This window comes from Gordonia sp. Swx-4 (assembly GCF_030316175.1).
GTDB lineage: Bacteria > Actinomycetota > Actinomycetes > Mycobacteriales > Mycobacteriaceae > Gordonia > Gordonia alkanivorans.
In genome coordinates this window covers 3519379-3532741 of sequence record NZ_CP128197.1, presented here as the reverse complement: position 1 = coordinate 3532741, position 13363 = coordinate 3519379, and the positions used below count along the sequence as shown (strand labels likewise).

Annotated in this window: 13 protein-coding genes; all 13 read left to right on the top strand. The window is 67.1% G+C overall.

Annotated features, from left to right (window positions below; translation table 11 throughout):
- Nucleotides 1–144: 144 nt before the first annotated feature.
- The 13 genes from dnaJ (at nt 145) to PWF70_RS16055 (ending at nt 13277) form a co-directional block, all read left to right on the top strand.
- A complete protein-coding gene (gene dnaJ, locus PWF70_RS16115) occupies nt 145–1311 on the top strand; it encodes a molecular chaperone DnaJ (protein ID WP_006359134.1) in 1167 nt (388 codons plus the stop codon).
- Nucleotides 1308–2057: a 16S rRNA (uracil(1498)-N(3))-methyltransferase gene (locus PWF70_RS16110; RefSeq protein ID WP_006359133.1), complete on the top strand. Its 750-nt coding sequence runs from the start codon at nt 1308–1310 to the stop codon at nt 2055–2057. Before dnaJ ends, PWF70_RS16110 begins: the two co-directional genes overlap by 4 nt.
- Nucleotides 2054–2848: an alpha/beta hydrolase family protein gene (locus tag PWF70_RS16105; protein ID WP_006359132.1), complete on the top strand. Its 795-nt coding sequence runs from the start codon at nt 2054–2056 to the stop codon at nt 2846–2848. The genes PWF70_RS16110 and PWF70_RS16105 overlap by 4 nt, the downstream gene beginning before the upstream one ends.
- Before the next feature lie 75 nt (nt 2849–2923).
- On the top strand, nt 2924–3214 hold the full coding sequence (locus PWF70_RS16100) for a type VII secretion target (protein ID WP_081790116.1): 291 nt from the start codon (nt 2924–2926) through the stop codon (nt 3212–3214).
- A 287-nt stretch (nt 3215–3501) separates the two neighbouring features.
- A complete protein-coding gene (locus PWF70_RS16095; RefSeq protein WP_232283126.1) occupies nt 3502–4560 on the top strand; it encodes a hypothetical protein in 1059 nt (352 codons plus the stop codon).
- Between the two features lie 310 nt (nt 4561–4870).
- A complete protein-coding gene (locus PWF70_RS16090) occupies nt 4871–5407 on the top strand; it encodes a hypothetical protein (protein WP_231498879.1) in 537 nt (178 codons plus the stop codon).
- Nucleotides 5408–5553: 146 nt separating this feature from the next.
- Nucleotides 5554–6642: a PhoH family protein gene (locus PWF70_RS16085; RefSeq protein WP_040003882.1), complete on the top strand. Its 1089-nt coding sequence runs from the start codon at nt 5554–5556 to the stop codon at nt 6640–6642.
- Nucleotides 6639–7220: an rRNA maturation RNase YbeY gene (ybeY, locus tag PWF70_RS16080; RefSeq protein ID WP_006356722.1), complete on the top strand. Its 582-nt coding sequence runs from the start codon at nt 6639–6641 to the stop codon at nt 7218–7220. The genes PWF70_RS16085 and ybeY overlap by 4 nt, the downstream gene beginning before the upstream one ends.
- 2 nt (nt 7221–7222) lie before the next feature.
- Nucleotides 7223–8650: a hemolysin family protein gene (locus PWF70_RS16075; protein ID WP_006356723.1), complete on the top strand. Its 1428-nt coding sequence runs from the start codon at nt 7223–7225 to the stop codon at nt 8648–8650.
- The gene (locus PWF70_RS16070) at nt 8647–8991 is read left to right on the top strand and encodes a cytidine deaminase-like protein (protein ID WP_006356724.1); all 345 of its coding nucleotides are present in this window, start codon (nt 8647–8649) and stop codon (nt 8989–8991) included. Before PWF70_RS16075 ends, PWF70_RS16070 begins: the two co-directional genes overlap by 4 nt.
- Nucleotides 8984–9907, top strand: a complete 924-nt coding sequence (gene era, locus PWF70_RS16065; RefSeq protein ID WP_006356725.1) for a GTPase Era — start codon at nt 8984–8986, stop codon at nt 9905–9907. The genes PWF70_RS16070 and era overlap by 8 nt, the downstream gene beginning before the upstream one ends.
- Before the next feature lie 56 nt (nt 9908–9963).
- The gene (locus tag PWF70_RS16060; RefSeq protein ID WP_155225401.1) at nt 9964–11370 is read left to right on the top strand and encodes a YhgE/Pip domain-containing protein; all 1407 of its coding nucleotides are present in this window, start codon (nt 9964–9966) and stop codon (nt 11368–11370) included.
- Between the two features lie 50 nt (nt 11371–11420).
- Nucleotides 11421–13277, top strand: a complete 1857-nt coding sequence (locus tag PWF70_RS16055; protein ID WP_006356727.1) for a pyruvate kinase — start codon at nt 11421–11423, stop codon at nt 13275–13277.
- Nucleotides 13278–13363 lie beyond the last annotated feature (86 nt).

Below are 13363 nucleotides of genomic sequence, written 5' to 3'. Positions count from 1 at the left end.
CGCCCCGGCGACGGACGTCAGGTGAGGGCCCCAACCGGTCGACGGCAGAATCGAGTGGTTCCACTGCGTACCGCGCGGACGTGCGTCCACACCGATGGCGCGCACCGCGTGGGCACCAACTGAGACCGAAGGATCACTACAACCGTGGCACGTGACTATTACGCAATCCTGGGTGTGGCGAAGGGTGCCAGTGACCAGGAGCTCAAGCGCGCCTACCGCAAGAAGGCACGCGAACTGCATCCCGACGTCAACCCGGGCATGGAGGACGAGTTCAAGGAGGTCAGCACCGCGTACGAGGTGCTGACCGATCCGGAGAAGCGCCGCATCGTCGACGCCGGTGGCGACCCCCTCGCGGGTGCGGGTGCCGGGGGGTTCGGCGGATTCGGCGGCGGAGGCGGCGGATTCGGCGACGTCTTCGAAGCCTTCTTCGGCAACGGCGGCGCCTTCGGCGGTGGCGGCGGTTTCGGGTCGGGACGCGGTCCCCGCTCGCGCGTCCAGCCGGGTGAGCCCGCGCTCGTCAACCTCAAGCTCGATCTCGCCGAGTGCGCCCAGGGCGTCAACAAGGAGATCACCGTCGACACCGCGATCCTGTGCGACGCGTGCACCGGGTCGGGAACCAACGGCGACAGCAAACCGGTCGCCTGCGACACCTGCCACGGTGCCGGCGAGATCCAGTCGGTGCAGCGCTCGTTCCTCGGTCAGGTCATGACCGTCCGCGAGTGCCCGACCTGCCACGGCGTCGGCGAGGTCATCCCCGATCCCTGCCACAAGTGCGGCGGCGACGGTCGCGTGCGTTCGCGTCGCACCATGACCGTCCGCATCCCGGCCGGCATCGAGAGCGGCATGCGCGTCCGGCTCAGCGGCCAGGGCGAGGTCGGCCCCGGCGGCGGTCCGGCCGGCGACCTCTACGTCGAGGTCACCGAGCGGCCGCACGAGGTCTTCTTGCGCGACAAGGACGACCTGCACTGCACCCTGAAGGTCCCGATGGTCGACGCCGCGCTCGGTGCCGAGTTCGACGTCGAGACCATTCTCGGCGATCCCGTCACCGTCAAGATCGACCCGGGCACGCAGCCCGGCCAGGTGGTCAAGCTGCGCGGCCAGGGTATGCCGCACGTCAGCTCGGGTGTCCGCGGAAACCTGCACGTCCATCTCGACGTGGTGGTGCCGACCAAGCTCGACAGTGCCCAGACCGACGCGCTCAAGAAGCTCAAGAAGGTGGCGCAGGACGAGATCGAGGTGGTCAACACGTCGGCCGCGGCCGCCCCGGGCGGACTCTTCTCACGACTGCGCAACGCATTCGCAGGCAAGTGAGCCCACCGCTTTTCTGGGCGGACTCCGTCCCTGCCCCGGGTGCCGACCTCATCCTCAGCGGGCCGGAGGGCCGGCATGCGGTGACGGTCGCGCGCCTCGGGGTGGGGGAGCGCATCCTCGTCGGCGACGGCGCGGGATCGGTGGCCGGATGCGAGATCCGGGAGATCACCGGCAAGGACACCCTCGTCGCGTCGGTGCGTGAGTTCTCCTTCCAGGCGCGTCCCGCCCCGCAGGTGACCCTTGTGCAGGCCTTGCCGAAGTCCGAACGGTCTGAGCTGGCCGTCGATCTCGCGACCGAGGCCGGCATCGACGTGATCGTGCCCTGGCAGGCGATGCGCTGTGTCGCACGGTGGACGGGCAAGGCGGACAAGGGCGTTGCCAAGTGGCGGGCCGCGGCGTCGGCTGCCGCCAAGCAGAGCCGCCGACCCTGGATTCCCGAGGTCACCGACCTCGCCACCACCATCGATGTCCGCGCGCGGTGCGCCGACGCGGTCGCCGCCGGTGGTGTGGTCGCCGTGCTGCACGAGGAGGCGGCGCGGCCCCTCGCCGAACTGCCGCTCGCCGATGCGAGCGAGATCGTGCTCGTCGTCGGTCCCGAAGGCGGACTCGACGACGCCGAGGTCGCCGACCTGACCGCGCTCGGTGCCCATTCGGTGGTGCTCGGCCCGGAGGTGCTGCGTACCTCGACGGCGGCCGCGGTCGCGCTGGGTGCGATCGGTGTGCTGACCGGACGGTGGTCGCGATGAGTACCGTCCGACGCTGCGCCGTACGACGCACCAAGATCGAATACGGCACCGAGCCTTCCCAATTCGGCCACGTATACCTCCCGCGTGACGGCCTCGACCCCGCGACGCCGGCCCGGGTGGTCGTGCTCGTCCACGGCGGCTCGTGGTCGGTGGAGTACGGTTCGACGATCCAGACCGCAGTCGCCCGCACGATGGCCGAACGCGGTGCGGTCGTGTGGAACATCGAGTACCGCCGCGTCGGGGAACCGGGCGGCGGCTGGCCGAACACCGGGCGCGACGTGGTCGAGGCGATCCGGGCCCTCGACGGCTCGGTGCGCGATGCGCTGCAAGAACAGGACGTCGACCTCCGCGCGATCGACTTCTCCTCGGTGGGCGTCGTCGGGCATTCGGCCGGAGGCCAGCTCGCAGTGTGGGCCGTCGGCAAGCTCGGCGCACGTACCGCCTCGACCACCATCACCACCGTCGTGGCCCAGGCAGCGGTCCTCGACACCGTCTCCGCGGCAGACAAGGAATCCCTGCGCGCCCTGATGGGCCGCCCGTACAGCGAGTCACCGCGCCGCTACGAAGAGGCATCGCCCATGCTCGCGCCGGTCTTCGACGCGCACGTCGTCGCGATCACCGGTGACGACGACGACCTCGTGCCCGACGTGGTGAGCCGCCGGTACGTCGACGACGCGATCGCCCGCGGGCAGTCGGCCGAACTGATCGTCGTACCGGGCGAGGGTCACCAGGCGTTCGTCGAGCCGCGCACCGGTTGCGCGCGGCAGACGATTCGGGTCCTGGGGATCTGACCGACCGGTATGTCCGATCGATGGGCATACTGAGACGCTGACGGTCGACTTACGTACACGAAGTGGTGGGGGCTCGTGCTTGTAAATCCAGATGTCTTACGTGGACTCTCCGACAAAACGTCGGGTGCAGCGGATGCGGTCGAAGCAAACACGCTCGCCGGGATGGTCCTGGGCGCGTTCTCCGAGATGCACGGTTCAGCATCTGAGTGGAGTGCCCGCGCAGTTGATGAGTTCGTGGCACCACTCGTCGGCGCTGTCTCCCAGAGCTTCGACGAGTTGGCGGGTGCAGCCAGGGGAGCTGCGGGCAATTACGAGATGACAGATGATGATCTGAAGTCCAAGATCGATGCCTCCTTCAAACCATGATCCCTTCGCGCGCCCGATTGACGGGTTGGAATTTCGGGCCCATCACGGCTGCTGCGGACACGGTGAGAACCAGGGGTGCCGCCATCGAGAAGGCCGGTCGCGACATCGAAAGCTCGTGCGAGGCGCTACCAGCCGTCCGCGCCTGGGACGGCCCGGGCCACGCCGCAGCGACAGCTGCGTTCGGGCGTGCACGAGGCCAAACGGGAGAGATCGGGAAGCTGGCTGACCGTCTCGTCGATTCCTTGACTCAGGGGTATTGGACGTTGACCTCTGCTGAGGACAAGCTCATGGGCAAGGTTGCCGAGGTCGAGGGCAGCAAACTTTTCCTGGTTCATGACCATTGGGCCATCACACTTCGTCCGATGCCGATGACTCGCGTACGTGCAAAGGAACTCTTCGCGGAAAGGGACAATCTGCAGGAGCAGTTGAACCCTCTGGTGACGGCGATGGGTCAGGCGGATGATTCGGTGTCCGAAAGTCTGCAGAGTGCCGCTCACAGTGCGGGTTTCGAGATGCGATCATCTTCGATACCTCAGGTGGCCCCCTGGCTCATGGAGCCTGAAGACGACGTTCCTGACCCGGCTACGCTACCCGGGAAGCTTTATCAGCGTTCCGTATCCGAAGCAGATGCATCGGTGACGGTGGCCGAGACAACCACGGGTGTGGATTCGGACGGCCAAGAATTCACGACGCTGATCATGCAAGACGGAAGCCGAGTGGTCAGGACCGAAATCGGTCAGTCCCGCGGGGTGCTTTGGACGGAGGAACGGTACGACCCGAGAGGAGAACTCGTGTGGAGTACCAGTGCGACGGATTGGCTCAATGGCCGGACCATGGTGTCGACAAGGTATGCCGACAAAACGTTGGTCTCGGTGCTCTACGGCGAAGACGGACGGGCCATCAGTGGTGAGGTCCTGGCGAACGGAGTATCCGAGGAAGCGCAACCGCTGGATAGTAGTTTCTTTTCACACCCGGCGTTGACAACAGTTGGCGGAGTCTTGGCAGGGGCCGACGAACATAGCGACAACGCGCTAAAGAAGGAGCTCCCTACTCTGTCGAAGAACCAGTTCCAGAACATCAAAGCGGGTGCGAAGTTCGGGGGCTATGGCTTAGGAGTCGGCCTCGCGCTCTATGACGTGGCGACTGTGGACGAACCAGATCAGAAGTGCCAGGCGGCGATCTCGGGGTTGGCTAGCGCCGTCGGTGGCACTGCGCTAGGAGCTGCGGGCGGCATGGTGCCCATCCCCGTCGTCGATGTAGCGGCGGCTGGACTCGGCACTGTCGCAGGGTCTTGGTTGTTCGGATTTCTTGGCTCGGAATTGGGAAGGGCTGTCTGTTATGACTGATGATCAGGCCGTGCCGGAATGGGACAGGATTCGCAGACAAACCCGATGGACATGCGTCGCCCTGATCATCTTTGGAGCTCTCGGACTTTTCTGGCTGTGGCACCTGACGAGATCGCTGGCTGACGGTCGCTATTCGGACGCAGCGTTCTATATTTGCGCGTCTGCTACTTGCGCAGCAGTGCTCTGTGCGTCAGGGCTCGTGCTGAAGAACCGTGCTCGGTCCACCGCAGCTCCAGGGGCGGCTGATTCGATACCGGGCGGGATCAGGTTCGCGACATCGCGTCGACTTCGGATGGCGTATCGAGGGTCTTTGACGCTGATCGCGGTTTCGTCCGGCCTGTTCGCTGTCGGTATGTGGCTGGGGCAGTTCGATTTTCCGATGAGCCCGGGGCAAGCGCTGATCTTCCCCTGGGTCACAGCCGCGATTGCCGCCTACTCCGTGATTGCCCTCGCCTGGTTCGCGATGGGACTGCTGCGATATCCGTGCATCGAGGTTTCGACTGCCGGTTTGGACGTCACTGGGTTTCGGTTGAAGCAAACGGTCAAGTGGGACGATGTTGCGGACATCGTTCCGCGTGCGGACGGCAAGAACCCGGAGATCGACATCTTCCTGAAGGATCGGGCACGGGCCGGCGTGGAGATCTTCTACCGGGGCCCTTTTTCTCCTGGGTATATGCAAGCTCAGCGATCCGTTCGAGTCACCGCAGATCTCTTCGCCGTCGGAGCCGTGCCAATCCTCGACTTCATCGACTACTACGCCTTCAACCCCGAGGCTCGCGCAGAGCTGGTCGATGGTCGGGCCCTGCGCCGGTTGGCGTCGATGGGCCAACCGGCAGTCGAGGGCTGAGACGGTCAGGAAATATTGCCTGCTGATCGGCCGTTGCATAGCGATACACTGACCACACAACTGCGCGTTTCCTTCAGTGAATCCTCACTGCGAAGTGACGGACGCCCGCAGGCCACAACCGCAGACCACCAGGAGTGATTTCATACGTGAGTGACGACAACCCCGACCCGAGCGGGCAATCCAGCCGAACGCAGCCGCGCCGGTCTGGGGTCACATCCACCGTCGAAGTCTCTCCCGGAGTGGTGTTCGGGCTGCTCGGCGCCAGTGACGTCAACCTTCGGACGCTCGAGCAGCTGCTTCCCGCCGACATCCACGTGCGCGGCAACCAGGTGACGTTGACCGGCGAGCCCGCCGATGTCGCCGCCTCCGAACGCGTCATCGCCGAACTCACCGACCTCGTCGGACGTGGCACCCCGCTGACCCCGGACCTCGTCCGGCACAGCGTGTCGATGCTCTCCGACGGCGGCCAGGAATCGCCCGCCGAGGTGCTGTCGCTGGACATCCTCTCGCGCCGCGGCAAGACGATCCGGCCCAAGACGCTGAACCAGAAACACTACGTCGACGCCATCGACGACAACACCATCGTGTTCGGGCTGGGTCCGGCCGGCACCGGCAAGACCTATCTCGCGATGGCCAAGGCCGTGCAGGCCCTGCAGTCGAAGTCGGTCAACCGCATCATCCTCACCCGCCCGGCCGTCGAGGCCGGCGAACGCCTGGGCTTCCTGCCGGGCACGCTGAGCGAGAAGATCGACCCGTATCTGCGTCCGTTGTACGACGCCCTGCACGACATGATGGACCCCGAGGCGATCCCGAAGCTGATGGCAGCCGGGGTCATCGAGGTGGCTCCGCTGGCCTACATGCGCGGCCGCACGCTCAACGACGCCTTCATCATCCTCGACGAGGCGCAGAACACGACGAGCGAGCAGATGAAGATGTTCCTGACGCGCCTGGGCTTCGGCTCCAAGGTGGTCGTCACCGGTGACGTGACCCAGGTCGACCTCCCGGGCGGTGCGAAGAGCGGCCTGATGGCGGCGACCGCGATCCTCGAGGGCATCGACGACATCCACTTCTCCCGGCTCACCAGCCAGGACGTCGTCCGGCACCGCCTGGTCGCCGACATCGTCGACGCCTACGGTCGCGCGGAGGAGAATCAGCGCACCGGTGCACGCATCGACGCCGCGATCGGCGGCAACCGCGCGGCGCGTCGTGCGGCTTCTCAGGGGCGTCGCTCATGAGCATCGAACTGGCCAACGAGTCCGGGGTCGAGGTCCCGGCCGAGCTGATCATCGACGCCGCGCGGTTCGCGGTGAACGCGATGGACGTGAACCCCGGCGCGCTGCTGTCGGTCCTCTGCGTCGACGAGGACACCATGGCCGACATGCACGTGCAGTGGATGGATCTTCCCGGACCCACCGATGTGATGAGCTTCCCGATGGACGAGCTCGTCCCGGGCGGCCGTCCCGACGCCACCGATCTCGGTCCGGCGATCCTCGGCGACATCGTGCTGTGTCCCGAGTTCGCCCGGAAGCAGGCTCGCGAAGCGCGGCGCTCCTTCGAGCACGAACTCGCGATGCTCACCATCCACGGCGTGCTCCATCTCCTCGGCTACGACCACGCCGAGCCCGAGGAAGAGCGCGAGATGTTCGGGCTGCAGAACGAGATCCTCGACGCCTTCTACGCCGACCGGCACCGGCGCGCGCAGGATCAGCGCCAGACCGACCGTGATTCGCGGCTGCTGTCCAACATCGGATTCACCGGAACCGAAGCGGGGTCCGGGGACGCGGGGACGACCGGACGGTCCGAGGAGGACTGAGCGTGCCCTCCGACTATTGGTTCATCGTGGCCGCAGTCGTACTGATCGGGCTCGGCGGTTTGTTCGCCGCAGTCGACACCGCGGTCTCGACTGTCTCCAACGCCCGCGTCGACGACATGGTCCGGGAAGGTCGGGCCGGCGCACGCCGCCTCGCGATCATCCTCGACTCCCGCGCCACCTACCTCGGGCTCGTGGTCCTGCTGCGAGTGGCCTGCGAGGCCGCGGCCGCCGCACTGATCGCCGTGGCGGCGACCCGATGGCTCGGCGTCGGTTGGGGTCTCGTCGTGGCGATCACCGCCATGACGGTCATCTCCTATGTCGCCATGGGCGTCGGGCCGCGCACCCTCGGCCGCCAGCACGCGTACACGATCGCGCTGTCGACGTCGTACCTGTTGTCGGCGCTGGGCATCCTGCTGAAGCCGGTGACCCGCCTGCTGATCCTCATCGGTAACGCCCTGACCCCGGGCCGCGGCTTCCGAAACGGCCCGTTCGCCACCGAGATCGAGCTGCGCGAGGTCGTCGACCTCGCCGAGGCGCGGGGTGTGGTGGCCGCCGACGAGCGCCGGATGATCCACTCGGTCTTCGATCTCGGCGACACCAGCGCACGCGAGGTCATGGTGCCGCGGCCGGAGATGGTCTGGATCGAGGCCGACAAGAACGTCCTGCAGGCCACCAATCTCGCGACACGGTCGGGGCATTCGCGTATCCCGGTCATCGGCGAGAACACCGACGACGTGCTGGGGATCGTCTACCTCAAGGACATGGTCCAGCGGACGGTCGCCACGCGGACCGACCCGACCACGCTGCGCGTCTCCGACATCATGCGCGACGCGGAGTTCATCCCGGATTCCAAGCCGCTCGACAAGGTTCTCGCCGACATGCAGCTCACGCGCAACCACATGGCGATCCTCGTCGACGAGTACGGCGGCATCGCCGGGCTGGTGACGATCGAGGACGTCCTCGAGGAGATCGTCGGCGAGATCACCGACGAATACGACACCGACGAACTCGCACCCGTCGAGGATCTCGGCGACGGATCGTACCGTGTGTCGGCGCGCCTTCCTGTCGAGGATCTCGGCGAGCTGTTCGACGTCGAGATCGAGGAGGAAGAGGTCGAGACGGTCGGCGGACTCGTCGCGCTCGAACTCGGCCGGGTCCCGCTGCCCGGGGCCCGGGTCAAGTCACACGGCCTGCAGCTCGTGGCCGAGGGCGGTCCCAATCGCAAGGGACGCCAACGCATCATCACGGTCCTCGTCACGCGCGTCCCCGGGTCCGGTGCCGACGGCCAGGATTCGCAGCGCCACGAATCCTCCGGTGGTCGAGGGCATTCCGGCCGGCAGGGTCGCCATGACCGCACCGCGGCCCGCGAACACGAGGACGAGGCCCACCGCAACAACCACGAGCAACCGACAGCAAGGATGAATCAGTGACCGAGACCCTCGCCGACGAGGATCAGAAGCTCGTGGTGCTCGCACGCGGAGCACTCGCGCGTGCCGAGGCGCGTTCCGGAGCAGCCGTTCGTGACGGCGACGGTCGCACCTATGCGGGCGCCGAGGTCCGCACCAAGACCCTCACGCTCAGCGGCCTGCAGGTCGCGGTCGCCTCGGCGATCTCGAGTGGGGCCACCGCCTTCGAAGCGGCGGTGCTCGTCAACGGCGACTCCGACGATCCCGGTCTCGCGACCCTGCACGAACTGAGCCCGCAGGCCTACACGTACGTCACCGATGCCGCCGGCCGGCCGCAGCAGCGACTCGGCGGCGCCGATGTCTGAGTCCGCCCCCGAGTTCCGTTCCGGCTTCGTCTGTTTCGTCGGCCGCCCCAACACCGGCAAGTCGACGCTCACCAACGCGTTGGTGGGGGAGAAGATCGCGATCACCTCCAACCGGCCGCAGACCACACGCCACACCATCCGCGGCATCGTCAACCGGCCCGACGCGCAGCTCATCCTCGTCGACACCCCGGGACTGCACCGGCCGCGCACCCTGCTCGGCAAGCGGCTCAACGAGCTGGTCCGCGACACGTACTCCGAGGTCGACGTGATCGGCGTCTGCATCCCGGCCGACGAGGCGATCGGCCCCGGCGACCGCTGGATCATCTCGCAGGTCCGCGAGATGGCTCCGCGCACCACGCTTCTCGGCGTCGTCACCAAGATCGACCGGGTCGGCCCCGAACAGGTCGCCAAACAGCTCATGGCGCTCTCCGAACTCCTCGGCCCCGACGCCGAGGTGGTGCCCGTGTCGGCCAAGTCGGGCAAGCAACTCGACGTCCTGAGCGACCTGCTCGTCAGCCTCATGGAAGAGGGCCCGGCGTTCTATCCCGACGGTGAGCTCACCGACGAACCCGAGCAGGTCCTCATGGCCGAGTTCATCCGCGAGGCCGCGCTCGAGGGCGTCCACGACGAGCTGCCGCATTCGCTCGCCGTGGTGATCGAGGAGGTCATCGACCGCGAGGACCGGCGACCGGACCAGCCGCCGATGGTCGACGTCCACGCGGTGCTCTTCGTCGAGCGGGACAGCCAGAAGGGCATCATCATCGGGCGCAAGGGAGCGCGCCTGAAAGAGGTCGGTACAGTTGCGCGCGCACAGATCGAGCGGTTGCTGGGGACCAAGGTCTACCTGGATCTGCACGTGAAGGTCGCGAAGGACTGGCAACGCGACCCCAAGCAGCTCCGCCGACTGGGCTTCTAGACGAGAAGATTGACGGCACCGTCCTCGCGGACAAGGGCCGCGGGGGAGGTACGTCGATGGGAACGCACGAGTCGCAGGAGACCTCCGACACAGGTCGCGGAGCGCACGAGGCGCCGGAGGTCGAGGAACCGACCGGACGGACCATCGCCGGGGTGCTCGGATCGCCCCGGTTCTGGCTCGCTCCGCTGATCCTCGTCGCGGTGCTGTTCTCGCTCATGGCCGCGCTGTACATGTCGGCCGTCGTCGACCCGCAGCGCCACCTCCACGACTTCCCGATCGCCCTCGTCAACGAGGACTCCGGCGGCGAGGTGACCGGCGCCGACGGCAAGGCCACCGAGCAGAACTTCGGCGATCAGGTCGCCGACGGCATCATCTCCTCGGCCGCCGACAACGGCATCGTCGTCCGGCGCACCGATCGGTCGACCGCTCTCGGCGAACTGAACAGCGGCAAGGTGTACGGCGTCGTCATCATCGGTTCGAACTTCACCAATCGTGCAGTCGCGCTGGGACGTTCGACGGTGCTCCCGGCGCAGCCGACGCGCCCCGCCATCGACATCTTCATCAACCGCGGGTCCGGCGCCTTCGCGTCGTCGATCACCACGACGTTCGCCGAGCAGGTGACCACGCGGGTCAACGCCGAGGTCGGGCAGCAGCTGACCGCGCAGGTGCGCGAGCAGCTCGACCGCAACGACGTCACGTTCACCGGTGCCGCTCAGCTCGCGCTGGCGAGTCCGGTCGCTGTCTCGGTGTCGGAGCCGACGCCGCTGCCGCAGGGCGCCGGAAACGGATTGTCGGCGTTCTACCTCACGCTGCTCCTGGTGCTGGCCGGCTTCACCGGCGCGATGATGGTGAGCATCGTCGTCGACGGCATGCTCGGTCAGACGCCCATCGAGTACGGCCCGTTCTACCAACTCCGCGAACGTCTCGCGATCAGCCGCTGGGCGACGCTCGCCGCCAAGTGGACCATCATGTTCCTCGTCTCGGTGGTGCTCTCGACCCTGTTCATCGCGGTGGGCTCGTGGGTGGGTACGTCACTGCCGAACGCCTTCGTGCTGTGGCTGATCTCGATCCTCGCGATCTTCGCGGTCGGGGTGAGCGCGAGCGCGATGATGGCCGTGTTCGGCAACGCCGGCCTGCTGTTCAACCTCGTGTTCTTCGTCGTGTTCGGCCTGCCGTCGTCGGGCGGAACACTGCCGCTCGAGGCGAGTCCGCGGTTCTTCGAGTGGATCGCGGCGATCGAGCCGATGCACGTCATCTACCTCGGCGTTCGGTCGGTCCTGTACTTCGACGCCGACCTGTCCGCCGGGCTCGCGCGGTCGGTCGTCCAGTGCTTCATCGGCCTGCTCCTCGGCGTGCTGCTGGGTCTGCTCGGCACCAAGTACTACGACCGCAAGGGTTGGCACCGCTACCCGGGTGGCATGACGCTCCCGCCGAAGCTCGACAAGATCGTCAACGCGGGCTGACCGGGTTCTACGCCCCGCCCCCTTGCGCGGAAACCTGGCACGGTGGATGCATGGGTACGTCGGTGGAGATGTCGATCGCGGAGATGTCGGCCGCTTTGCACGACCTGCGGGACGAGCTCGACCGTGCGGAGGAGCTCGCGGGGCCGCTGATCTCCGCGGTGGCCGAACAGCATCGGCAGAGCGCGCGCAACCTCGTGCACTACGTCACGGTGCGACGGCGGGATCTGCGTCCGCTGCAGTCGTCGATGGCCGCCCACGGGTTGTCGAGTCTCGGCCGGATGGAATCGATCGTCTACTCCTGGATCGAGACGGTCATCGAGACCGTCGACGCCCTCGCCGCAGGCAGACGCAGACACCCGATCTGGGGTGATCTCTCCGACGGGGTACGGGTTCTCGGCGCCAACCGCGACCAGTTGTTGGGCAGCGTGCACCCGGGTGGGGCCGACGACGTGACCGCCGACCGGCCCGGCGACGAGCACGGTAGACGAGCCAGCCGGGTGATGGTCACGATGCCGACCCAGGCCGCCGACGACCCGGATCTGGTGCGACGCATGGGCGAGGCCGGGATGGATGTGGCACGGGTGAACTGCGCCCACGACGGACCCGCCGGATGGGCGCGGATGATCGAGTCGGTGCGCGGACTCCCCGGGCGCGTGCGTGTCGCGATGGATCTGGCCGGGCCCAAACTCCGCACCGGACCGCTCGAGCCGGGACCGAAGGTCGTGAAGGTGAAACCCGTCCGAGCCGACGACGGGACCGTCGAACGCCGATCACGGGTGCGGATGAGTACGACCCCGCCCGATCCCGATCACGCCCTGCCCGACGGCATCGACGCGATCATCCCGGTCGACGACCTCGGCGCGGTGTGCCAGGGCGACCGACTCCGGCTTCGCGACGCACGCGGTCGCCGTCGACGTCTGGACGTCGTCGCGGTGTCCGAGGCCGGGATCGACGGCGAATGCGATCGCACCGTCTACTACCGGACCGGGGCGTCGATCACGGGAAAACGGCTCCGCGGAAAGGCTCTCGTCGTCGGGGATTTGCCGGAGAAGCGCCAGCATCTGCTGATCCGCACCGGCGACGAGATCCGACTCCAGCGTGACCTCGCGCCCTCACCCGCGACCAGGGTCGGACCACATCGGATCGGATGCGAACTCGGGAACGCCTTCGACGATGTCGAACCGGGGCACCGAGTGCTGTTCGACGACGGGAAGATCGCCGGACGCGTGCGCGAGAGGTTCGACGACGAGATCGTCGTCGACATCGAACGCGCCGGCCCGAAGGGCACCAAACTGCGAGCCGAGAAGGGCGTCAACCTCCCGGACACCACTCTCCACATCCCCGCGCTGACACCGGAGGACCGCGCAGCTCTCGAGTTCGTGGCGACGCACGCGGACATGGTCAACTTCTCGTTCGTCCGGTCGCCGGAGGATGTCGCCGACCTCATCGCCGAACTCGAGCGCCTCGACGCCCGGAACGTCGGGATCGTGCTCAAGGTCGAGACCCGCGCCGCGTTCGAATCGCTGCCGCAGATGCTCTTCGAGGCGATGCGATGGGATGCGGTCGGCGTGATGATCGCGCGAGGGGACCTCGCCGTGGAGGTCGGGTTCGGCCGGCTGGCCGAGGTGCAGGAGGAGATCCTGTGGCTCTGCGAGGCCGCGCACATTCCGGTCATCTGGGCCACGCAGGTTCTCGACGGCCTGGCGAAGAAGGGTGTTCCGTCTCGTGCTGAGGTCACCGACGCCGCGATGAGCCGCCGTGCCGAGGGGGTCATGTTGAACAAAGGTCCGTACATCGTCGAGGCCATCGAGGCGCTCACCTCGATCCTCGACCGGATGGGCGGCCACGTCGAGAAGAAACGGTCGCTGCTGCGTCCGCTCACCTCGTTCGACATCAGCCCGCGCTGACCCACTGCTGCTCGAGTAGACCCGAGCTTGCGAAGGGCGTATCGGAAGGGCATGTCGGGGTCGGCGGTGTCGGTGGACGGTGGGAC

Excerpts from the sequence above, each read along its gene's own strand:
- PWF70_RS16105 (WP_006359132.1), top strand. The coding sequence starts at position 2,054 with ATGAGTACCGTCCGACGCTGCGCCGTACGACGCACCAAGATCGAATAC.
- PWF70_RS16095 (WP_232283126.1), top strand. The coding sequence starts at position 3,502 with ATGGGCAAGGTTGCCGAGGTCGAGGGCAGCAAACTTTTCCTGGTTCAT.
- ybeY (WP_006356722.1), top strand. The coding sequence starts at position 6,639 with ATGAGCATCGAACTGGCCAACGAGTCCGGGGTCGAGGTCCCGGCCGAG.
- era (WP_006356725.1), top strand. The coding sequence starts at position 8,984 with ATGTCTGAGTCCGCCCCCGAGTTCCGTTCCGGCTTCGTCTGTTTCGTC.
- PWF70_RS16060 (WP_155225401.1), top strand. The coding sequence starts at position 9,964 with ATGGGAACGCACGAGTCGCAGGAGACCTCCGACACAGGTCGCGGAGCG.
- PWF70_RS16055 (WP_006356727.1), top strand. The coding sequence starts at position 11,421 with ATGGGTACGTCGGTGGAGATGTCGATCGCGGAGATGTCGGCCGCTTTG.